Below are 24,375 nucleotides of genomic sequence, written 5' to 3' on the forward strand. Positions count from 1 at the left end.
TTTGTGTTTTTAATTGAAAAACAACTCCTTTAATTCAAGAATTGTTTCATAGCAATTTTTATTCCACTATTTCAATTTCTTTTTCTTCCGGAACTAAAATACTATCCGCCTTTATCTCAATTGTGTCCTTTAACATAATTGAATCTTTCCTAATTTTTATAGTATCGATTTTTTCTTCAAATTCTTCTATAACTAATTCATTTTTAATATTTTTCGATTGTTTAATTTCTTTAAAGTGCTGATATTTCTCCATTAATTCGTTGTAAATCAGTTGAGCTACTTTTTTGGAACCTCGTGCATTGAAATGCGTGTAATCTTTGGTTGCCAATGAAGGTTCTGCTCCAACCCATTTCACCATTGAACCCTTTCCGCCCATAAGTTCATACAAATTGATAAACCCTGATTGAGTTTCTTCAGCATATTTTTGTTGTGCTTCAACTAACGGAACAACAGCCAAATCGGTTTTCATTTCCGTTTCATATTTGGTTGATTTATCGGCAGAAGAGATAATCAACACGGAAGCTTTTGGGAAGCAAGCCTTAATTTGATTCACTACCTTGCTCATTCCTTTTGCATACCAAGAATAATCTAATTTTCCGTAATTCAACACATTAGCCCCAAAATGAAGCACTATCAAATCATAGTTCCCCAAATGTTTCTCAAATTCTTGCATTAAAGAAGCGTTTAAGAGCGATAAAGGCAATCCTGAATTTCCTCTACTCGAAAAATTATCAATATGCACCCCTTTCCCATTGCTTGAATTAATTCCATAAAAAGGAATAGAATCTGCTCCTATAAACCTAATTTTTAATCCTTTAACGTTATTATCAGAAAGCTTTAGTGCATTAAGTTTCTTACCTGTAATAAGAGGTTTTACTACTTTGGTTGTATCTCCACTATACGAAATTTCAACAGAAGCGTTCTTATTTTCCGAATTCCCATAAAATAACACGGGCGAATAAATTTCGGTAATATGTTTTTGCAACGAAGCTTTATACTCAAGCCAAGCCACTCCAATTGAGTCTTTTACAAATGAGACCCTTCCGCTTACTCCAAAAGGACGCTTAGGATTTTTCACATTTACAAAAGATTGCGTTCTCCAATTGTTAGAGTAAGAATGCCTAACGCTGCCTCTTGTAGCCGCCGATTCGGACGTAATCGACACAAAGCCAACACCTAACCCTCCATAAATATCTTGAAAAAGTTGTCGTAAATCTTGTACAATAAGGTCTCCATCTGTCATAGAATCTCCAAAATAACCAATGCGGACGCTTCCTTTACCTGACTCCTCAAGCTCTTGAAGTTTTTTGAAGAATGTACCGAGATAATCTCCATTTTCAGCAAAAGTCAGAGTATCTGGAATTTGCTCCTCAATCTCTTCAACTTTCTCAGAGTCAGATATTGCTTCAAGCATTAAGCTATCAACAATTACATTTTCTGTAAGGTTTGAGGTTTCAGGAAAAATCCGTTTGGGTAATACATCTTTGAACCCTATGAAGAATAGTGCTGCAAATAAAATTATCAAAAAAGCTTGTATAAAATAGGATTTGTTCACCTAAATATATTAAGATTATTTTTTGGGGTGCAAAAGTAATCATTTCTGCGAATTGTGCAATAAAATTCGTTATATACTTTTAAGCTGCTTATCTGTCTGAAATATCGTTAATTTCGAGATTTTACAAAAATAAAATTCAAAAACCATTATTTTTAAAAACCTGAAAATAAAAACATTAAGTTTAAAATATTTTTAATTCAAAAAAAATAAACACTAATTTATTCTGAGGTAAGAAAAATACCATATCTTTGCCGAATATTCTTTCAGATAAATCTAATATGGGAATGATAATCAACTACATTATTATCACAATTTATTGTTTGGCATTGCTTCTTATTTTTTTGTACAGCCTTTCAATGTTGAATTTGCTTTACAACTACCTAAAACACAGAAGGCAAAATAACGAAGCTCCTAAGTTTAATTTGCTCGACCCCAGAGAAATTCCTTATGTTACTATTCAATTACCTCTTTACAACGAAAAGTACGTGGTAAAGCGTTTGTTGGAAAACATTGCAAAGTTGGAATATCCGAAAAACAAATTAGAAATTCAGGTTTTGGACGATTCCACAGATGAATCCGTTGTTGAAACAGCCAAAATCATCCAGAATTTGCAAAAAACAGGTTTGGATATCCAACATATTCGCAGAGAAGACCGTAAAGGATTCAAAGCAGGAGCTTTAAAAGAAGGTACTGCCATTGCAAAAGGTGATTTTATTGCTATTTTTGATGCAGATTTTATGCCTCAGCCTGATTGGCTCAAAAAAACAGTGATTTATTTCAAAGACCCTGAAATCGGTGTAGTTCAGACCCGCTGGGGGCATTTGAATCGAGATTATTCCATTCTGACAAAAATACAGGCACTTGCTTTAGATGTTCACTTTACTTTGGAACAAGTTGGACGTAGTTCAAAAGGGCATTTCATCAACTTCAACGGAACTGCGGGCATTTGGCGTAAAGAATGTATTTATGACGCAGGGAATTGGGAAGGTGATACTTTAACCGAAGATTTGGACTTGAGTTACCGAGCTCAACTTAAAAACTGGAAATTCAAATACTTAGAAGACGTTGAAACTCCTGCGGAATTACCCGTGGTAATTTCGGCAGCACGCTCACAGCAATTCCGTTGGAATAAAGGTGGAGCCGAAAATTTTAGAAAATCAGTATCAAGAGTGCTTTCTGCAAAGAATATCAGCTGGAAAACAAAATTCCACGGAGTGATGCACCTTCTAAATAGTTCAATGTTTTTATGGGTTTTTATTGTTTCAGTATTAAGCGTACCAATGCTTTACATCAAAAACACTTATGGGCATATCGGCTGGGTTTTCGAGGTTACGAGCTTCTTTATCATAAGTACAGTTATTTTATTTATCTGTTATTGGGTAACTTACAAGAACTTACAAGGCAAAACCTTCGATGATTTTCTTGATTATGTAAAATTATTTTTCACATTCTTTTCAGTGGCTTTGGGATTTTCTTTTCATAATACGATTGCCGTTTTGGAAGGTCATACAGGTAAAAAAAGTGAATTTGTACGTACCCCGAAATTCAATATCAGTGCCTTGTCTGATAGTTGGAAAAACAATAAATACATCAACACGAAACTTTCCCCAAATATGATTTTTGAGTTTATGCTGATGGTTTATTTCATTTTTGGGCTTTATAGTGCCGTTCGGCTGAATGATTTCGGGATGTTTCCTTTTCATTGTATGCTAACTTTAGGATTTGGTTTTGTATTCTTTAAATCATTAACCTCAAAAGCGTAAGTTTATAAAAATTTTCTTTCATATTTTTCAAAAAAGATGTTTTTTGGCAGAAAATGTTTCACTTCACGAAACATTTTTTTGTGTTATTTAATTCGTAAAAAACTAAATGGAAGTATTGGTAATCGACAATTACGACAGTTTTGTTTTCAATTTGGTTCATTATTTAGAAGAATTGGATTGCAGAGTAATTGTAAAACGCAATGACCAAGTTACATTAGATGAGGTTGATAATTTTCACAAAATATTGCTTTCTCCGGGACCCGGCGTTCCAGATGAAGCAGGATTAATGAAACAAATTATTAAAAAATTTGCTCCTACAAAGAGTGTTCTGGGCGTGTGTTTAGGACAGCAAGCCATTGGCGAAGTTTTTGGAGGTAAACTCACTAATCTTGAAAAAGTTCACCACGGTGTATCAACCCCCATTACGATTGTTGAAGACGATATTCTTTTTAAAAATATGCCAAAGAAATTTGAAGTGGGTCGTTACCATTCGTGGGTGGTACAAAATCCGCTGCCTGAAGATTTGATAATCACTTCCGTAGATGAAAACGGAGAAATTATGTCTCTCCGCCATAGAAAATACGATGTGCGAGGTGTACAATACCATCCTGAATCAGTTTTAACTCCTCTTGGAAAAACAATATTAAAAAATTGGATAAATATTTGATTGACAATACTTATTCTGACAAATAATTATTGTCATTTTGATAAAAATCCTTACGTTTCAAAGAAATTACTTTCTGGACATTGGAAATTAAAAAGAAATAAGGTAATATTGTAAAATAATTAACACATTCAATACCAATTTATGGAAACAAATGACACATTCAATTTAAACTTTGGGCAACCTTCTGATTTTAAAAAGCCTATAGGAACAACCTTAATTTATGTTTTAGCAGTTTTAGGAGCTGTTTTTTCTCTTTGTTGCTGTGTAGGGACTATTCCTTCCATCATAGCTGTTGTAATTGCATCAAACAAAGTAAGTCAGTATCAACAAAATCCTTCTGCCTATATAGGATATGACGACCTTAAAACAGCCAGAATAATAGCTTTTATTGCATTGGGTATTAATCTTTTGATGTTTGTGTGGATACTTTACAGCCTTTTCACAACAGATTGGAGTGAAATTATGTTAGAATACGAAGAGATTTTACGAAATGCTCAAAATCAATAAAAAATTCGGTTTATATTTAAAAAAGAAGCCTTGAAAATTAATTTTCAAGGCTTTATTTTTTAGCTAAACAATTTAGAAACTTCCTGATTTACAAACTCCAAGAAAAGTTCATCTTCTTTAGTGAAAGGATTTAATGTATGTGAATCAATATCAATTTGTCCGATATTTATTCCATTAACAAACAGAGGTACAACAATCTCGGACTTTACAGTAATACTGCACGCAATGTAATTATCTTGAGCTTTCACATCAGGAACTACAAAATTTTGATTTGAAACGGCTACTTGTCCGCAAATGCCTTTGCCAAAAGGAATTACTGTATGGTCAGTCGGTTCACCTGCAAAAGCCCCTAAGTGCAAGGTTTTGTTTTCGTGATTGGCAAAATAAAACCCAACCCAATTGTAGTGAGAAACTTCTGATTGAAGCAAATCACAAATTTTTTGCATTTTTGTATCTCTTGAATCTGCTTTATTATTGCAAATAGAAACAATTTTTGGTTCTAAATCTTTAAATATACTCATCTTTTCTGTAAAATTATCCGCAAAAATAATAAAAAAGATAATAATAATTGATATTTTGTATATCCCATAATATATAATATCTTTGTAGCTTTGAATGGATGGCATTCAATTTTTCGAATTACTGAACAAAAAGTGAATAAAAATTTAAACCCAAATAAAGAGAATTATTCTGCTCAAGAGCTTGATATAGAAAGAGCTTTGCGTCCGCTGTCATTTGATGACTTTGCCGGACAGGAAGCTGTTTTGGAAAATCTGAAAATATTTGTAAAAGCTGCAAATATGCGTGGCGAAGCCCTTGACCACACGCTTTTTCACGGACCTCCCGGATTAGGAAAAACGACGCTTGCCCATATTTTAGCAAACGAATTAGGAGTTGGTATCAAAATAACCTCCGGCCCTGTACTTGACAAACCCGGTGATTTAGCTGGTTTACTTACTAATTTACAAGAACGCGATGTACTGTTTATTGATGAAATTCATCGGTTAAGCCCTGTGGTTGAGGAATATCTATATTCGGCAATGGAGGATTATAAAATAGATATAATGATTGAATCAGGACCTAATGCAAGAACGGTTCAAATCAATCTAAATCCGTTTACATTAATTGGTGCCACAACTCGTTCAGGACTGCTAACTGCACCAATGCGAGCGAGATTTGGCATTCAAAGTCGTCTGCAATATTATTCAACAGAATTACTTGCCGATATTGTGCAGAGAAGTGCTTCTATTTTAAAAGTTCCTATTTCAATGGAAGCCGCCATAGAACTTGCCAGTCGCAGCCGAGGAACTCCTCGTATTGCCAACGCTCTGTTACGACGAATCCGGGATTTTGCACAAATCAAAGGAGATGGAAAAATTGACATAAAAATCACACAATTTGGATTAAAAGCCCTCAATGTGGACGCACACGGATTGGACGAAATGGATAATAAAATTCTGGCAACGCTCATTGACAAATTCAAAGGTGGGCCTGTGGGGATTACCACTCTCGCCACGGCTGTTTCCGAAAGTGCCGAAACCATCGAAGAAGTTTATGAACCTTTCCTAATTCAAGAAGGATTCATCGTAAGAACACCACGCGGAAGAGAGGTTACTGAATTAGCTTACAAACATTTAGGAAAAATAAATCCAAACACACAAGGGACACTGTTTTAATTTGACAATAAATTAAAAACTATTTTAAATCAAACGAATAGCAAACCTGTATGAAAATACACATAAAATATTTCCTCTTATTATTCTTGTTGCTCCCTGCATTGATGATAGGACAAGAACATAATGATAACCCCAAAAAAGGGGGAATCACTTTTAAATCAATGCGTCCCAAAAAGAAAAAAGACAGCATTACTTTTACGGCAAATAATTATAAGACAATATCTTATCTACGTGATACAACAGCCATTGACACCTCGCTTACTATCCAGAAATTCTACAAAAGTAATGCTTGGGAAAAAGATATGTTTGGAAAAATGCCTTTTTCAAATATGGGGCAACCTTACAATGTTATGGAATATGATTTCCAAAATTTGGATTATCTTTCTTCAATGGGAGCAGAAGCTAAAAAACAACTTTATCTGACTCCTGAAGAGGTTAAATATTACCTATTACCCACGCCCTTAACTGACATTACTTACAAAACAGGAATGGAGCAAGGACAAATGGTAAACGTTTTATTTTCAGTAAATTTAAAGCCAACTCTAAATATTTTTGTAGGATATAAAGGGCTTCGTTCATTAGGAAAATACCAACGAATTTTGGCAAGTAACGGAAATCTGAGATTAGGGCTTTCCTATGTTTCTCCAAATAAAAAATACACTCTTTTTGCTCATTACGCAGGTCACGACATCGAAAGTCAAGAAAACGGAGGAATTACTTCCGTAGAGCAATTTGAATCAGGAGACAAGCAATTCAAAAACAGAGCCGTAATAGACGTTTTCCTTCCTGATGCTGAAAATTTACGTGAAAGTAAACGTTATTTCTTTCAACACGATTACGCTTTTTTGCCAAACAAGGATTCACTGGCTTCATACAAACAAATTCGCTTTCGTCATAGATTTTTATATGAAACGGAATATTATAAATTCAATCAAAATAATGTAAATCAACACTTTGGAGAAGCCTTCGTTACAAAAGAAATCAGTGACCGAATGCAACTTCAAAAAATGATTAACACGGTAGGAGCCGAACTTGAACTGCCCTACTTGGGAAGAACTTTTGTATACGGAAATGCTTATTTCTACAATTATTTTTTCCGAAATGCTTTTTATGTTTCGGGTGAATTACAACGACACCAAATCAAAGGCACAGACCTGAGTTTAGCTCTCCAATGGAATAAAAAAGTAGGCGATTTTTCAATTGATGCGGAAGGAGAACAAACTTTTATCGGAAAAATAACCGGAACAAAATTAAACGGAAAACTATCCTACAACTTTAACGAAAAAAACGGCATCTTGGCTGGGGTTAGCTTGCATTCTTCCTTACCAAATTTCAATTTTTTGCTTTACCAAAGTGACTACAAAAATTACAACTGGAACAATTACAACAGCTTTGACAAAGAGCAAGTTCAGACGATTTTCGGGGAGTTGAAAACGCAATGGGGAAACGCAACAGCAAGTATTTCAAATATAAAAAATTACACATTTTTTCAGGTTCAAAATCCTGTTGCTGAGGACAAAAGAGCACAATCGCTTCCTTCACAATATTCAGGAAATATTCAGTATTTGAAGCTCAAGCTGCAAAAAGAATTTGCTTTAGGGAAATTCCGATTGGATAATACTTTACTTTTCCAGCGTGTGGCACAAGATAATCAGCAAATATTAAATGTTCCTACCGTTGTTACACGAAATACATTTTATTTCGCATCGGATTTGTTCAACAAAGCGATGTATTTGCAAACGGGCATTGGTTTCAATTATTTCACAAAATATTATTCGAACCGATACAATCCGTTATTAGCTGAATTTGAAGTACAAAACACACAAAAAACGGGAGGATTTCCTATGTTTGACTTCTTCTTAAATGCAAAAGTGCGAACTATGCGGATATTTTTCTCAATAGAACATTTTAATCCGTTTATAATGGATACAATATTTGGTAAACAATATTACAATTATTATTCTGCACCTCAGCAACCTTATCGTGATTTAATTTTACGATTAGGCATTTCTTGGAATTTATTCTCTTAAAAATTAAAAAAATGAACAAAAAAATTCTTTTTAAAGATTTAGGCAATAAAGATTATAAAGAAACTTGGGATTATCAAGAATCTCTTTTTCAATCAATTATAGAAACAAAACAAAAAAACAGAGCTGAAAACGCACAATTACCAACATCTAATTATTTTCTTTTTGTAGAACATCCACACGTGTACACTTTGGGAAAAAGTGGCGATATTTCCAATCTGTTAATTGACGAAAAAACACTTGAAAAAAAAGGTGCGAAGTTTTATAAAATCAACAGAGGAGGCGATATTACGTACCACGGTCCGGGACAAATTGTTGGTTACCCGATTCTGGATTTGGATAATTTCTTCACCGATATTCACAAATATCTTCGTTTTTTAGAAGAAACTATCATCTTAACGCTAAAAGATTATGGCATAGAAGCCACTCGTAGTCAAGGAGAAACAGGTGTTTGGATTGATGTAGGCACACCTTTCGCAAGAAAAATTTGTGCGATGGGAGTACGAAGTTCACGCTGGGTTACAATGCACGGATTTGCTTTCAATATCAATGCCGATTTAGGTTATTTTGACAATATTATTCCGTGTGGAATTCGTGGTAAAGCCGTAACTTCACTCAATGTAGAGCTCGGAAAGAGAAAAATTCCAGTTGACGAAGTGAAAGAAAAAATCATCAAACATTTTCAAAAACTATTTGAAGCTGAATTTGTCAATCTACAAGATTAATCAACCTCCTCATAATCAATATAATCCCCCACTTTCTTTTTTGATTGTGGGTTCTTTGATTGAGCATTGTTATCATTTATTGTCTGACTTTCCTTAGTCCTTTGTTGATACTGATTTTGAGCTTGCTGAAATTGTTGTCCGAATTTTTGCTCTACTTTCTTTAAAAAATATCGCATTAAATACGGAATAAGAATTCGCATAAACACACGCAATCCTATGATAACCAAAAGAATAACAAATAAAGTTTTTATAAATCCTGAAAGAGAAGCTTCTGTAATCATTTTTTGTAAGTTTCGGGCAAAAATATAAAAATAATCAATAATGGGCAATTTATAAAATTATTCTCCTAAACACAAACATCTAAAAAAACCATTTTTCAATTGAAAATTAATATTTTATATACTTTCACTTCTTCTTTTTGCAGTAAAAAGTATTGTTTTTTAAACAGATAAGAGTATATTTGCAGTTTGGAAGAAGAGAAATAATTTGAAAAACATTGTATCTTTTAATTAATTGTTATATCTCTTTCTCACTCAAATTTCTTTTAATATGAATCGCCTTTTTATCACATTGTTAATCATTATATTACCTCTTTCAGTACGAGGACAATATACTGATATTATCAATTCAAACTTGCCCGGAAATTCGCAAAGTGCCTATTCAGTAGGCGGACGTGTTTTGCAGTTTGAAGGAGGATTATGGTTTGAACAACGCAATCATAAAAAAATATTTACCGACAGAACCATTTTGGGGGTGAATTACTCCGTAAGGTATGGCTTGTTATCCGAAAGATTAGAAGTAATGCTCAATGGTACAGCCGCTTATGACAACGTACATTACTACCGATTCATTGATGAACGAACCAATAATTTTGGATTTGTGAATAACACCATAGGAGCTAAATATCTGATTTACACACCTAATACAGATGATAAACCTAATATTTACAGCTGGAAAGCAAATAATTCTTTCCATTGGAGAAAATTAATTCCTGCTGTGGGAATTTACGCCGGTATGAATTTTTTGCCAAACAAACGTTATTTTTATGAAGAAGTTGATAAACTTTCGCCCAAAGTGGTTGTTTCACTTCAAAGTCAGCCTTCATCGCGGGTAGTTTTGGTAGGAAACTTAATTGCAAACCGTTTTTTGAGTAAATATCCCGAACTGGGCTACATTTTAACACTGACACATAATTTGGATAATGGCAGATTCAGCATTTTTGTGGAGTCAGAAGGCATTCAAAGTGGCTATTACAGTGATCAAATCACTCGGTTAGGAGGAGCTTACTTATTCACAAAAGATATTCAAGTAAATGTGGATTTGGGAGCAAGCTGGAAAAATACTCCTTCTCGATATTCTGCTTTGCTTGGTTTTTCGTATCGCATTGATAATCACAAAAAATTTGTCAAATCACAACAAGAAGAAAAATTAAAACCCACCAAAATAAAAAGACAAAAGAAACCGAAAAAAGACAGAAAAAAATGGCTGATATTTTAGTAAAAGAAGTATTCTCAAAGGAAGATTTAAAACAATTCGTAAAATTCCCTTTCTCTCTATACAAAAATCATCCGTATTGGGTTCCGCCACTTATCAATGAGGAATTGGTTTCTTTCGATAAAACAAAAAATCCTGCTTTTGAAAACGCAGAGGCTTTTTTTTATCTGGCTTACAACAAAAAAAATGAAATTGTTGGTCGTGTTGCTGCCATCATAAACCAATACGATATTCGCCAAAATGTTTTTAAAATACGCTTTGGATGGCTGGATATGATTGATGATGTAAATGTTACAAAAGCCTTACTAGATAAAGTTTCAGAAAAAGGCAGAGAACACCAACTAAAGTATATGGAAGGACCTATGGGCTTTTCAAATATGGATAAGGTAGGCGTTATGACAGAGGGTTACGACCATATAGCCAGCACAGTAACTTGGTACAACCTTCCGTATTACAAAGAGCATTTGGAACAATTAGGATTGGTTAAAGAAAAGGGCTACATCGAAACATATTTTCTCTTAAGTAGTGTGAATGCCGAATTGTTCCGAAAAACTGCTGAAGCAATCCGAAAACGCTATCAAGTACGCCTCGTGCCTGCAAACACAAAAGAAGAAGTTTTAAAACACGTAGATGCAATGTTTGATTTGTACAACGAAAGTTACTCCAAACTATCATCGTATGTACCTGTTAGCGAACGACAAAAAGATTATTTTAAAAAGAAATTTATTCCACTTATAAATCCTGAATACATTCGTTTTGTTGAGAATAAAGATGGAAAGCTAATCTGTTTTGCTGTTGTTCTCCCCTCTTTCGCAAAAGCTCTACAAAAAGCCAAAGGCAGTTTATTTCCTTTAGGATTTTGGCATTTGTTAAAAGCCAAACAAAAACACGATATGGTAGAATTTCTGCTAATTGGGGTAGCTCCGGAATATCAAAGCAAAGGAATTCCCGCACTGCTTTTTGATTATTATCATCCTGTTTTCAAGAAAAAGGGCATTAGCAAATGTATAATAACTCCTGAATTGGAAGATAATTTGGCTATTCAACAACTTTGGAAAAGTTTCAATCCTGTGATTTACGCAAAACGTGCCACTTATAAAAAAGACATTTAATAATCAACCTATTACACAATATTTTACTTAAAACAATGAATTATATTTTACCCTTTCTGTCAATCGTTTTCGGATTTGCTACTGTGCTTATTTTCAAACCGAAAAATCAAAGAAATATAAAATTGTTGCTGGCTTTCAGTGGGGCTTTTTTACTTGCAATGACTGTTTTTACGCTTATTCCCGAAGTTTTTCACTCATTGGAACACGCTCACGACCACGAACATTGTAGTCACGATGGTGGCTCAAGCAAAGAAATTGGCGTATGGATTGTTGTTGGGATTTTACTCCAAATAGTATTGGAATTTTTCTCGCGTGGAGCAGAACACGGACATATGCATCATCCACATTCTGAGCTTAAAAACACATTTCCCTGGTCATTGTTTATCAGTTTGAGCATTCACTCCATCTTGGAAGGTTTTCCACTACACCATCATCACAATATGGTTTATGGAATTTTCATACATCACTTACCTATCGCAATGGTACTCACTATTTTCTTTTTGGATTCGGGAATTGGATTCAAAAAAACTTTTATTTTCTTGATACTGTTCGCTTTAATGACTCCTTTTGGAACATTATTAGCAGAATTCATTCCTCAATTAGGAAATTATCACATTCAAATATCAGCTATCGTAATCGGAATTTTCCTACACATTTCATCAGTTATTTTATTTGAAACATCTGAAAATCACAAATTTAACCACATTAAACTTGCAACAATTATTTTAGGTTTCGTGGCTGCCTACTTTACGTAATTGATTGTAGAAAATCTATTTTGTATCTTAACTTTTTTTCTTAATTTTGCAACCATCTCAAAGGGGTGCTACGCTTGTGGCTGAGATTATACCCATTGAACTTGGGCTGGTAATGCAGTCAAAGGAAACAAAGTCAGAATAATAGTTGGCTTGTTTTTGCTTTTTGGGTAGCAAAAACAGGCTTTTTTATTAATTCCATAAATAATTACCTCTTTTATTTTGTAAAAAATTCATTTTACTGATGAAAAAATTATTTTTTATGGGAGCGATGAGCCTTGTGAGTTCGGCTTATGCTCAAAACATCGAATCAGCAAAAGATTCTATTGAAAAACCAATTCAGCTGGAAGAAGTATTGGTTTCGGCAGTTCGGGCGAAAAAAGATTTACCCGTAACATTTTCAAATCTTTCAAAAACAGACATCAAAAAAAGAAACGCAGGGCAACAAATTCCGTTATTGGTGGAAATGCTCCCTAATGTGGTTTCGGTCTCGGAAGACGGAACAGGTTTCGGGGCTACGCGGCTTTTTGTTAGAGGAAGTGATTCGGAACGCACCAATGTAACCATTAACGGAATTGCGTACAACGACTCTGAATCGCACGGAAGTTTCTGGTACAACTTGTCCGATTTTGCTTCATCGGCAGAGAGTATTCAAATTCAGCGAGGTGTCGGAACTTCCACCAACGGAGCAGGAGCTTTTGGGGCAAGTTTGAATATTTTAACCGATGCCGTTTCTGAAAATCCGTATGCTGAAATTTCCAATTTCTACGGAAGTTACAACACGCACAAACATATGGTAAAGGCTTCCACAGGAAAACTAAACGACCGATTTGAACTCGCCGCAAGGTTTTCAAAAGTAAATTCGGACGGCTATCGCGACAGAGCTTCCTCTGGTTTGCAATCGTATTTTTTGCAAGGGGCTTATGCTCATAAAAACACTTTAATAAAAGCGTTGCTCTTCGGCGGAAAAGAAAAAACACAACTCACTTGGATTGGGATTGATGAGCAAACCCTTAAAACAAACCGAAAATTCAACCCCGCAGGAGCGTATAAAGATGCCGATAAAAATCAGCATTTTTACGATAATGAAACCGATAATTATCAGCAAAATCACGCTCAATTGCATTGGGTGGAAAAATGGAATACGAATTGGACAACCAATCTGGCACTCCATTACACCAAAGGCGAGGGCTATTGGGAAATGTACGAAACTTGGGGCGGAGAAAGTTTTGACAAACATCAAATCACACGTTATGCGTTGGATAATGATTTCTACGGAGCTACACTTTCTTCTTCTTACAAAAAAGAAAATATTGATGTAATTTTCGGAGGTTCGTTCAATAAATATGACGGGTTGCATTACGACGAAAGAGCGTGGTCGGAAGAAGCCGCAAAACCTTATCAGGAAATCATCGACAAAGATTGGGGCTATAAAAAAGACGGAGCGTTTTTTGCAAAAGCAACTTGGCAACTTGCCCCGAAATGGAGTTTGTTCGGTGATGTTCAGTACCGATATGTAGCTTATGACGCTGAAAAATACAAAGCCGATGATACTTTTAACTTTTTCAATCCGAAAGTAGGAATTAGTTTTTCGCTTGATGAAAATAATCAGCTTTATTTTTCGTATGCCAAAGCAACTCGCGAACCCAATCGTGCCGATTACAAAGCTAATCATAAAGATTACAAAAAGGCTTTGAAAACCGACAAAACAGCGACTTTGAAAAAGCCAAAAGCCGAAAAGTTAAACGATTTTGAGTTGGGTTGGCGATTCAACACTTCCAAAGTGAAAATCAACACAAACTTGTATTATATGCTCTACAAAGACCAATTGGTACTCACTGGGCGTTTGAACGATAAAGGTTATCCAATTCGTGATAATAGTGGCGATAGTTATCGAGCAGGGATTGAAGTAGATGCGGTTGTGTTACTTTCCGACAAGTGGATTTGGCGACCTAATGTAGCATTCAGCAAAAATAAAAATGTGAATTTTCATCTTCAAAAAGGAAGTGAATTGGTCAATTTAGGAAACACAAACATTTCATTTTCACCAGAATGGGTAGCAGGAAATGTGGTTACTTTTATTCCTATTAAAAATTTTCAAGTCTCGTTAATTTCTAAATTCGTTAGCGAACAATATATGAGCAACACGGACGAAGAGGCTTCCAAACTGAAGTCGTATTTTGTAAATAATTTAAGTTTATCGTATGAAATTCAACCTAAGAAAGTATGTAAATCTGTTGTTTTTTCGGTAATGGCAAATAATATTTTGAACAATAAATACGTTGCTTACGGAACTTTTGAAAAAGGGAAAGCGGCATACTTTCCACAAGCAGAAGCAAACTTTTTAGCAGGAATAACTTTTTCATTCTAAAGATTATATAAATTTTCAGATAAAAAACATCTTCATTTAAGAAGATGTTTTTTATTTTGTTCATTTTGAAAACAAACTCAAAGTACAAAAAATAAAGAAAAATCAGTTGCGTTTTAAAAATCATTTCAAAAAAACAAAAAAGCATCAGACAGCAAACTTCATTGAAAAAATTTTAAAAAGAACATAGTTTACATTCTTTTTTTTCAAAGTTTGAAAGTTATTTCATAATTTTATAGAATAAAAAACCACACTTAGCCATTTAAAATTTGTTTATTCAAGTTATTTTGGTAATTTTGCTCCTTTCATTTGATTTTATTGTAATTATGAGGTATTTTTTCATTTTCGCATTTCTGGGAGTGGCTATGCTCTCAAACGGAATTTATTCGCAAACAAATCGGGTAATTTCCGGGAAGGTTATCTCCGACGAGGACAAACAACCCTTGCCTGGAGCAGCTGTATCGGTTCCTTCAAAAAGCCAAGCTCAACAAACCAAAGAGAAAGACGTAATTGTAAGTCTCAGTTTGGGAACGGTTACCGATTTTGATGGGCATTTTTCATTAAAAATACCTGATGATGTTACGCAATTCTCTGTCAGCTTTTTAGGTTACAAAACAAAGGTTGTTAATATTCTCCCTAAAAAAGATTATTATGAAATTGCACTAACGGAAGAGTACAATGAGTTGGAGGGAGTTATCGTAACGGGATACCAAAAAATTGAGGCTCGCAGGCTTACGGCTTCGGTTACCAAACTGGAAACCAAAGACATCATACAAGCCGGAGTTTCAAGTATTGACCAGCTTTTAAGCGGACAGGTTGCCGGTATGCAGACAAACATCGCTTCGGGGTCGCCCGGTGAAATTTCAAAAATTCGTATTCGAGGAACGGCTTCTTTGCAGGGGACGCAAGACCCGCTTTGGGTTATTGACGGGCTTCCGTTAGATGACAACATCGCCCCTGATTTAAGTTCAGGTATCGGTCAGGTTGATGACGCCATTGATGCTTTGCGTTCGTATTCCATAGCCGGAATCAATCCCGAAGACATCGAAAATGTAACCATTCTTAAAGATGCCGCCGCCACAGCAATTTACGGAGCAAGAGCAGCAAACGGAGTGATTGTAGTTACCACCAAAAAAGGTAAGAAAGGCGAAATGAACGTAAATGTTTCGGCAAATACTTTTATAGGATTTCGTCCTGATTTTAAAAGACTTAATCTGATGAATTCTTCTGAGAAAGTAGATTTTGAGCTGGCAATGGCTCGGCGTGCCGATTTAACTTATCACCCCGAATCGGGAGAGGTGTATCGCATTCTAAATCAAGCTGGAGAATACTCAAATTATCAAAACACGGGAATTATTTCCGCAGAAACTCAGTCCAAAATCGACGCCTTGAGAAACAATCACACGCAATGGGATAAAATATTGTTCAGCGATTCGTTTAACTCGCAATATACGGCAAGTATTTCCGGAGGAAGCGACGATATAAACTATTATTTTTCATTGGGTTACTTCGATGAAAAGGGAACAACCACAGGCACCGGATTTAATCGGTTTACCATCACAACGAACAACTCGTTTAAGATTTCTGATAAACTTAAAATAAACACTTCTATTTTAGGTTCGCAATCACAACGCGATTCGTATGTTTCTGATTCAGGATATTTTACCAATCCGCTATACTATTCAAGACGAGTAAATCCGTACTTAACTCCGTACAATCAGGACGGAAGTTTTAATTACGACAGAGAAGTTGGTATTGACTCACGAACTGAGAATATTTTGTTTAACTTCTTGGAGGAAAGACAAAATACCTCGAACAAATTGAAAAATCTGTCGTTAAAAGCCGTGTTCGATTTGGAATACAAACTGGTGAAAAACCTGACTTTCCTCTCTCAAATTGGGTTGCAGGTAGATAGGGATATTGCGGAAAAGTACGCCAAATGGGAAAGTTACTTTGCCCGTAACAGAAAGCGTATGTCACGTTACGGTTCGCCCACAGATCCGAGTTATTATTTGCAGGAAGGCGACATCATTTACAGAGACAACAGTCAGTTCTTCCAATACAATTGGAAAAATACCCTTCAATACAACTTCAAAATCAATGAGCGAAATGAGTTTGATTTGCTCGTAGGTTCCGAGCTTCGCAGAAATCTCGGGGAAACCACTTACGAGAAAATATTCGGGTACAATCCTCAAACCTTAACGCATCAAACCATAGACAAGGAAGGAGCCCCCGAGTTGTACGACGAGTTTAAAATACCGCCACGAGTTGATAAGGAAAATGCGTACGCTTCTTTCTTCGGAACGGCTTCTTATACCTATAACAATCGTTATACGTTCTTCGGAAGTATTCGTTATGACGGCTCGAACCTTTTCGGAGTAGACCCTAAATATAAGTACTTGCCTCTATGGGCAATATCAGGAGCTTGGACAGTTTCGGAAGAAGATTTTTTAAGAAACAACAAATATATTTCATATCTGAAATTGCGTGCCTCATACGGATTGCAAGGAAATATCGACCGTTCAACATCGCCTTTCATTTTGGGAGATTACCGAACGACCAATCTGTCGGCAAACAACGTAACCTCAATAAAAGTTGCCTTACCTCCTAATGACAAGTTGCGTTGGGAAACCACTCATAACTATGATTTTGGAGTTGATTTGTCCTTATTTAATAACCGAGTTCGTTTCAGTGGGGAGTTTTATAAGCGAATCAGTAAAGATTTGCTTGGCAAACGAACTCTACCATACGAAACAGGTTTTTCCAGCTCCATAGTAAATTGGGCTCAAATCACCAACAAAGGATTTGGAATAACGCTCACCACACAGAACATAAAAACAAAAGATTTTAATTGGACTACCAGCTTCGTTTTCTCTAAAAATACGAATAACGTAGATAAAGTAGATGTAGATGTTAATACTTTTTCGCCTTCATTGCAAGGTTATCCGGTCAATGCAATGTTTGTTTTCAAAACCAACGGATTGGACAACAACGGATTACCTTTGTTTGTAGACAAGCAAGGAAACAGCCACTCGGCAAAGGATTTCTTCAAAATGGTTAAAAATCCAGCAAATGGTTTTGTTTCAACATCTTACAACAAAAAAGAACTTTTGGATTTATTGCAATACGCAGGAAACAAAGACCCTGAATTTACAGGCGGATTTACCAACGTTTTCAAATACAAAAATATTGACCTGACTATCAACGGGCATCTCGTTTTCAAACAAATGATGCGAAGAACCCCTTCTTATGAGATTGTTAATTTACAACGAGGTCCTAATATGTCAAGAGATGTGCTAAATGCTTGGACACCAGAAAACACCAACACTTTGCTACCGCGTATTATCGGACCAACTACCGTAAATGAATTGGATTATGAGGCTTTCAAAGGAATTCAGGAATTTCCATACGTTTATCAAAGTTTGGATATTTGGGCAAAGGAAATGACTTACTTCAGAGTATCAAGCGTTCGTTTAGGATATTCTTTGGATAGCGAGGTAACCAAAAAAATTGGGTTATCATCAATGCGTTTCAGTTTGGAAGGACGTAATTTATTCGTTATCAGCAATGATTACACAGGCTTCTTCAATCCTGAAACCTACGGAAACATCTATGTACAACCCATACCCACTTCTGTTGCGTTTGGGGTGAATGTTACTTTTTAATATGATTAAATTTTGATTGAAATGAAAAAAATATATATCTTACTGGCTGTAACCACAATTTTTGCAAGTTGCGACAAATTTCTGGACGTTACTCCCAAAGGGCGTGTCATACCCCAAACTACTGAAGATTTCAGATATCTTCTCAACCGAGGATATCACGAATTTCCAAACTACAAATCAACCTTGTTTTTGCGTACCGATAACATAACGCTCAACGAATCGGACAAGGAAGACAACCAAATTCTGAATATGTATTCGTGGGGTGAAGTGCCAACTACTTTTGACAATTCGCCTTACGCTCCGCCTTATCAGATGTTTTACCAAACCATTTTTTACACCAACGAAGTGATTAACACAGGAGGCGAAAAAATGCCCGCTTCCGATGAGAAAAGCCAAATTTTGGCAGAGGCTCACGCCCTGAGAGCTTATGCCTACTTCGGATTGGTAAATATGTATGCCAAACACTATGACAAGACTACCGCAAATACCGATAAGGCTATTCCGTTGGTTTTGAAAACAGATTTGGAGCAACCTTTCCCTCGGGCAACCACAGAACAAGTTTATGACTTGATTTTGAAGGATATGACACAAGCCGAAGCAATGATGAAGGTTGAAAAACAGAAACCAAACAGCAATTACGCCTTTTCAAAAGTAGCCTTATATGCCTTTTTCTCACGCGTTTATCTGTATATGGGCGAATGGGAAAAGTCATTGGAATACACCAATAAGGCTTTGGCGTTGCAATCCAATCTTCAAGATTTGTCAACATTAGGATACGATATTTATGATGCGACGACTGTTTTCTATTATCAAAGAAATTCAGAAGAAATGATAATGGCTTTGGACAGACCCGCTATGGGAGAAGAAAACACCGCATACATAACTGATGATTTCTTGAATTATTTTGACCCTACACAGGACAGAAAAACGACTCATTTTCAATCTCCTGATTCAAAAATTACCGATTTGAGAATGGTCATTTCGGTTGATCCGGATTATTCTGCTGATTATTCAAAAGAATGTCCCGACCCAAGGGATTTTACCTGCCCGATGGCTCATTACAAATATCGCATCAAAAAACAAGGACTTTCAAGATGTTCTTTCCGAACCGGAGAGTTATATCTAACAAAAGCTGAACTACTTACACGTTTAAAAAGAGAAGATGAAGCAAAAGCTACTTTTTTGATGCTACTCAAAAAACGACACAAAGCAACAGCAACTTTGGAAACCGAAATTGGAGCTCTTGCAGGAGATGCCTTATTACAACGAATTTTAAACGACCGAAATATAGAACTCTTCGCCGAAGGAAATCGGTGGTTTGACCTTCGCAGAAATCAACAAAAGCAAATCGTTCATAAATACAAAGATCGCACTTACACCCTGAATACGAACGACATACGCTATACTATTTCGTTCCCTGAAAGCATCGTAAAAGAAAATCCTTTATTGGCAGAATAAGGATTTATACATAACAATAAAAAATTAATTGACACCATTATGAAGAAATTATTCATTTTATCATTCGCAATGTTGAGTTTTGTTGCTTGTAAAAAACAAAGTGAGCACATTATTCTATCAGGAAAAATAGCCAATTACGACGGTTCGCCCATTCAAATCACAGGAGGAACAAACCTACAACAAAGTTTGAAAGTAAACCAAGACGGAAGTTTTTCTGACACCCTGAACGTTCAGCCTAATTATTACACACTTTTTAACACTACCGGACTCTACGTTCCGTTGTATTTGCAAAAAGGAGACCACGTGATTGTTAATATCGACCTTGGCAAACAGCCCGTTTCAGTTGAATTTCAAGGAAAAGACACCCTTATCACCGGTTACTTGCAAAGAAAGACAGCTCTGACCAGAGAACTTCAACAAGGATTTATGGAGCTTTTCCAAAAAGACACTGAAAACTTCAAGAAAGATGTTGAAGAAATCGACAGAAGATATAAAGAGTTTTTGAATAACTCAAAAGGATTGCCCAAAGATTTCGTTGCATTGGAGGAAAAAGCAAACAAATACCTTAATTTGCAGTTGAAATCCATATACCCAAAAGCTCACTCACGTTTTTCCGATTCGCAAATCGAATTACCAAAAGAATTTGCCGATGAATTGGCGGCTCTTGATTATGACAACAGTACTGATTTCGAGTCTTTTCCGGAATACCGACAACTTGTTTCAGAAAATTTCTATTCCAAAATAAATCGGGAAAATCCGGATTGGGATATGCTTGTCAATCACATACGTGGCTTGAAATCTGAAAACATCAAAGGACTTTTGGCACACACTTTTATCGAAGGATTATCTGTTTCTAATGATTCCAAAACCAACGAGCAACTTTTAAGTTGGATAAAAGAATTTGTTAAAGACGAAAATGCTATCAAACGGGCTCAAATGCGTTATGAAAGTTTTGAAAAACTAAAACCCGGTAATCCTTCACCTGCCTTTGAACTTGACAATTTTGCAGGAGGAAAAACATCACTTGAAAGTTTCAAAGGAAAGCTTGTTTATATTGATGTTTGGGCAACTTGGTGCGTTCCTTGTTTGAAAGAAATTCCAAAATTGCAGGAACTTGAAAATGAATATCACGGAAAAGACATCGTTTTCGTTAGCATTTCCATAGACCAAGACAAACAAAAATGGACTAATTACCAAACAGCCAATAAACTCACGGGAGTTCAGTTACATTCAGATATGAGCGTTACGGACAATTTCGCTAATCTGTATGATATTCAGTCAATTCCGCGTTTTATTCTGATTGATAAAGAAGGAAACATCATCGATGCTAATGCTCCACGTCCTTCCGCTTCATCTATCAAAGAATTGATAAACAAACATTTGTAAAAATAAAACGAAAAGTTCGTTTGGGTTTCTTCAAATAAATTCGGAAACTTGAACACGAACAAAGAGCTAAAGGTTGTGCGTAAAATATTTGTTCATATAACAGATATTAAAAATCAACAATCAGGCTGTGTAAAAAATCAGACAAACTTAAAGTTGTACTTTATTTTTGTCTGATTTTTGTTTTTTTTCAAGAAAAACATTGTCAGAAGGTTGATGATTAACAGCCAAATTTCTCCATAAATCAAATACTAAAAAATAATTTCGTGTCCTTAAACTATTTAGTTTATGATACATTAGCATTATTCACTTTATATTCTTACCTTTGCCTAATTATATCTTTTTTAAATTTAGTCTATATGAAGAGAATTATGAAACCTATTGCATTGGCTTTCTTAGGAACAATGCTTTTTCAGGGTAGTGTTCAGGCATTCGCTTTAAACGAAACAAGCAGACAGGCTTTTTATGTAAAAGACTCATTGTCATTGGATAAGCCTCTGCCTTTCGATGATGAAGTGAAGACAGGCACACTCCCCAACGGATTCCGATATTTTATCCGTAAAAACGTAGAACCCAAAAACCGCGTTACGATGTATTTGGCGTTAAAAGTTGGGTCTATTTTAGAAACGGACGCTCAGCACGGATTGGCTCACTTTATGGAACATATGAACTTTAACGGCTCTAAGCATTTTCCTAAAAATGAATTAGTTAACTACTTACAAAAAGCTGGTGTACGTTTTGGAGCTGACCTGAATGCCTATACCGGATTTGACCAAACGGTGTATCAGCTTCCCATTGCTTCGGACGACCCCGAATTGCTCAAAAACGGATTGCAAGTAATGCGTGATTGGGCTCAAGACGCATCGCTTACCAGTGAAGAAATCGACAAAGAAAGAGGCGTTATCTTAGAAGAAATGCGAGGAGGAAGAGGTGCCCAGCAACGTATGCGCGACCAATACTTCCCGATGTTATTAAACAACTCGCTATATGCCAAGCGTTTGCCTATCGGAACGAAAGAGATTGTTTCCAACTTTCCACACGAAGAACTCCGTAAGTTCCACAAAGATTGGTACAGACCCGATTTACAGGCTCTTATCATAGTAGGAGACATTGATGCCGAATACATAGAAAAGGAAGTTAAACGATTGTTTTCTGATATGAGAACAGTTGCTAATCCGCCTAAAAGACAGATATATACCGTTCCTTTGTTAAACAAAAATCAGTTCAAAGCCGTAACTGACCCTGAAACAACAGGAACATCTGTTCAGATAATCATAAAACTTCCCGGAAAAAAAATAAAAACTATAGGCGATTATCGTGAATATCTGCTTAAATCGGTGTACAGACAAATGTTAAATGGACGTTTGGGAGAACTCCGCCAATCTGCTGACACACCGTTCCTTTCGGCAAATGTAAGTATCGGTGAATTCATCGGAGGATTAGACACCTACTCCGCATCTGTTACTGCCAAACCGGGTGAATTGGAAAGAGGCTTCAAGGCTTTGGTACGTGAGTTAGAAAGAGTTCAAAAACACGGATTTACAAAAACGGAATTTGACCGAATCATTACCGTAATTAACAAAGCCAACGAAAATGCTTATATTGAACGTAATAAAACGGCATCAGATGAATACGTGGAGCGTTATTTGAGCTACTTTTTAGATGAAATGCCCGCTATGAGCGACGAAGACAGTTATCAGCTTACCAAAAAATTGCTTCCCACACTTACTTTGGAAGAAGTGGAAGCCATCACCAAAACGCATTACGTCGATATAAATCGTGATATTCTGATAACAGCTCCTGAGAAAGAAAAAAATTCTCTTCCTACTGAAAACCAAATAAATACTTGGTTTTCTCAAGTAGAAGGAGAAAATATTGCTGCCTATGAGGACAAAGTTTCTGAGCTACCTTTGCTTGCAAAACAGCCTCAAAAAGGCGGAAGCATAGTTTCAAGTAAAGACCTTATAGCGGTTGGAGCTAAAGAATTGACCCTAAGCAATGGAGTAAAAGTAGTTTTAAAACCTACTACTTTCAAAAACGACGAGATACTAATTACTTCATTTAGTCCGGGAGGAACTTCATTGTACAGCGATGAAGATTATTTTTCGGCATCGTACGCCAATTCTTTGGTAAGTGCCAGCGGAGTAGGTCAGCTCAATGCCATCGAATTAGGGAAATATATGACGGGCAAAAACGTATCAATCAACGTATCGGTGGGAGAAGACAGCGAAGGAATTTCGGGATATTCTGACAAAGAAGGGCTAAAAACAGCTTTTGAGTTAATCTACGGATATTTCACCGAACCTCGCATTGATGATGATGTTTTCCAAAGCACTATCGCTCGAAGTATTTCCTCACTTGCCAATCAGGAAAACGACCCTAATTTCATTTTCCGAAGAGATATATTGAAACTTTTGTACAAAGGAAATGTAAGAAGAACTCCTATCACTGAAGCAAATATCAGAAAAATCAATAAAGAGCGAGCTTTGAGCATTTACAAAGACCGATTCGCCGATGCCTCTGACTTTACTTTCGTGATTACCGGTTCTTTCACTGAGGAAGAAATCAAACCTTATTTAGAAGGATATTTAGCTGCCTTGCCAAGCCTAAAACGTAAAGAAAAAGCCAAAGATTTAGGGCTTTACGGACCTAAAAAAGGATTGAAACACACCACGTACAAAGGCAAAGAACAAAAAGCATTTGTTTCTCTTTCTTATCGAGGAGATTACAAATACAACGAGGTTGAAAACATCAATATGAATGCGTTGGAAAGCGTATTGACTATCAAACTTTTGGAACGATTAAGAGAACAAGAAGGAGGAGTTTATGGCGTGAGAGCAAGCTCAGGACTTTCAAAATATCCGAAAGCAAGATACAGTTTCCAAGTGAACTTCGGAACGGGTGCTGAAAAATATCAATCTTTGATTAAATCAACTTTGGAGGAAATTGAAAAAATCAAAAAGAATGGTCCTTCACAAGGAGATGTGGATAAATTCAAAATAGAGCAAAAACGTCAATTGGAGTTCGTTATAAAAGACAACTCTTTTTGGAGTAGCTATATTGCAAGATGTTATCAATACAAAGAGCCTTTGGTAACACCCGAACAAAAAATGAAAAGTTTGGATAAGGTTACGCCAAAATCAGTTCAGAAAGTAGCAAATAAATACTTGAAAAACTCTCAATTATTTGAGTTTGTTTTACTTCCTGACCAAGCACAATAATC

17 protein-coding genes are annotated in these 24,375 nt (G+C 35.9%); 14 read left to right on the forward strand and 3 right to left on the reverse strand.

Going from position 1 to position 24,375, the window contains the following annotated elements; genetic code table 11:
- Positions 1–58: 58 nt before the first annotated feature.
- Positions 59–1,525, reverse strand: a complete 1,467-nt coding sequence (locus GN105_RS02025; protein WP_373279387.1) for an SGNH/GDSL hydrolase family protein — start codon at positions 1,523–1,525, stop codon at positions 59–61.
- Between the two features lie 308 nt (positions 1,526–1,833).
- On the opposite strand from GN105_RS02025, the gene GN105_RS02030 reads away from it, so the two are divergent.
- From GN105_RS02030 to GN105_RS02040, 3 genes are all read left to right on the forward strand, one after another.
- Positions 1,834–3,318, forward strand: a complete 1,485-nt coding sequence (locus tag GN105_RS02030) for a cellulose synthase family protein (protein ID WP_155284306.1) — start codon at positions 1,834–1,836, stop codon at positions 3,316–3,318.
- A gap of 106 nt (positions 3,319–3,424) precedes the next feature.
- Positions 3,425–3,985, forward strand: a complete 561-nt coding sequence (locus tag GN105_RS02035; RefSeq protein ID WP_155283781.1) for an anthranilate synthase component II — start codon at positions 3,425–3,427, stop codon at positions 3,983–3,985.
- A gap of 141 nt (positions 3,986–4,126) precedes the next feature.
- The gene (locus tag GN105_RS02040) at positions 4,127–4,492 is read left to right on the forward strand and encodes a CCC motif membrane protein (protein WP_155283782.1); all 366 of its coding nucleotides are present in this window, start codon (positions 4,127–4,129) and stop codon (positions 4,490–4,492) included.
- A 59-nt stretch (positions 4,493–4,551) separates the two neighbouring features.
- Here the strand turns inward: GN105_RS02040 and GN105_RS02045 are convergent, their stop codons facing one another.
- The gene (locus GN105_RS02045) at positions 4,552–5,013 is read right to left on the reverse strand and encodes an XrtF-associated fRMsr-like GAF protein (protein WP_155283783.1); all 462 of its coding nucleotides are present in this window, start codon (positions 5,011–5,013) and stop codon (positions 4,552–4,554) included.
- A 132-nt stretch (positions 5,014–5,145) separates the two neighbouring features.
- Between GN105_RS02045 and ruvB the strand changes: the two genes are divergently transcribed.
- The 3 genes from ruvB to lipB are packed head-to-tail and all read left to right on the forward strand — an operon-like array spanning position 5,146 to position 8,920.
- Positions 5,146–6,168: a Holliday junction branch migration DNA helicase RuvB gene (gene ruvB, locus GN105_RS02050; protein WP_155283784.1), complete on the forward strand. Its 1,023-nt coding sequence runs from the start codon at positions 5,146–5,148 to the stop codon at positions 6,166–6,168.
- 50 nt (positions 6,169–6,218) lie between these two features.
- Positions 6,219–8,198 carry a putative porin gene (locus GN105_RS02055; RefSeq protein WP_155283785.1) on the forward strand — a complete coding sequence of 660 codons (1,980 nt, stop codon included), beginning with the start codon at positions 6,219–6,221 and terminating at the stop codon, positions 8,196–8,198.
- Between the two features lie 11 nt (positions 8,199–8,209).
- Positions 8,210–8,920, forward strand: coding sequence for a lipoyl(octanoyl) transferase LipB (gene lipB, locus GN105_RS02060; protein ID WP_155283786.1), 711 nt, complete (start codon positions 8,210–8,212; stop codon positions 8,918–8,920).
- Here lipB and GN105_RS02065 read toward each other — a convergent pair.
- Complete coding sequence (locus GN105_RS02065; protein WP_155283787.1) at positions 8,917–9,201, reverse strand: DUF4834 family protein; 285 nt, start codon at positions 9,199–9,201, stop codon at positions 8,917–8,919. The two genes, lipB and GN105_RS02065, sit on opposite strands and share 4 nt — an antisense overlap.
- A 268-nt stretch (positions 9,202–9,469) precedes the next feature.
- Here GN105_RS02065 and GN105_RS02070 point away from each other — a divergent pair, with 268 nt between their 5' ends.
- The 8 genes from GN105_RS02070 to GN105_RS02105 all read left to right on the forward strand — a co-directional run bounded on the left by GN105_RS02070 (position 9,470) and on the right by GN105_RS02105 (position 24,373).
- Positions 9,470–10,417 carry a transporter gene (locus tag GN105_RS02070; RefSeq protein WP_155283788.1) on the forward strand — a complete coding sequence of 316 codons (948 nt, stop codon included), beginning with the start codon at positions 9,470–9,472 and terminating at the stop codon, positions 10,415–10,417.
- A complete protein-coding gene (locus GN105_RS02075) occupies positions 10,402–11,526 on the forward strand; it encodes a GTP cyclohydrolase (RefSeq protein ID WP_155283789.1) in 1,125 nt (374 codons plus the stop codon). Before GN105_RS02070 ends, GN105_RS02075 begins: the two co-directional genes overlap by 16 nt.
- A 35-nt stretch (positions 11,527–11,561) precedes the next feature.
- Positions 11,562–12,281: a ZIP family metal transporter gene (locus tag GN105_RS02080; RefSeq protein WP_155283790.1), complete on the forward strand. Its 720-nt coding sequence runs from the start codon at positions 11,562–11,564 to the stop codon at positions 12,279–12,281.
- 241 nt (positions 12,282–12,522) lie between these two features.
- The gene (locus tag GN105_RS02085) at positions 12,523–14,649 is read left to right on the forward strand and encodes a TonB-dependent receptor (protein ID WP_155283791.1); all 2,127 of its coding nucleotides are present in this window, start codon (positions 12,523–12,525) and stop codon (positions 14,647–14,649) included.
- A gap of 323 nt (positions 14,650–14,972) precedes the next feature.
- Positions 14,973–18,311 (forward strand): SusC/RagA family TonB-linked outer membrane protein, encoded by a 3,339-nt coding sequence (locus tag GN105_RS02090; RefSeq protein ID WP_173014952.1) that lies wholly within the window; start codon positions 14,973–14,975, stop codon positions 18,309–18,311.
- Positions 18,312–18,332: 21 nt separating this feature from the next.
- The gene (locus tag GN105_RS02095; protein ID WP_155283792.1) at positions 18,333–19,769 is read left to right on the forward strand and encodes a RagB/SusD family nutrient uptake outer membrane protein; all 1,437 of its coding nucleotides are present in this window, start codon (positions 18,333–18,335) and stop codon (positions 19,767–19,769) included.
- Between the two features lie 39 nt (positions 19,770–19,808).
- The gene (locus GN105_RS02100; protein WP_155283793.1) at positions 19,809–21,155 is read left to right on the forward strand and encodes a TlpA family protein disulfide reductase; all 1,347 of its coding nucleotides are present in this window, start codon (positions 19,809–19,811) and stop codon (positions 21,153–21,155) included.
- A 356-nt stretch (positions 21,156–21,511) separates the two neighbouring features.
- Positions 21,512–24,373, forward strand: coding sequence for a M16 family metallopeptidase (locus GN105_RS02105; RefSeq protein ID WP_155283794.1), 2,862 nt, complete (start codon positions 21,512–21,514; stop codon positions 24,371–24,373).
- The last annotated feature ends 2 nt before the right edge of the window (positions 24,374–24,375 follow it).

Origin of the sequence: Capnocytophaga felis, from assembly GCF_009684755.1 — a bacterium.
Lineage (GTDB): Bacteria > Bacteroidota > Bacteroidia > Flavobacteriales > Flavobacteriaceae > Capnocytophaga > Capnocytophaga felis.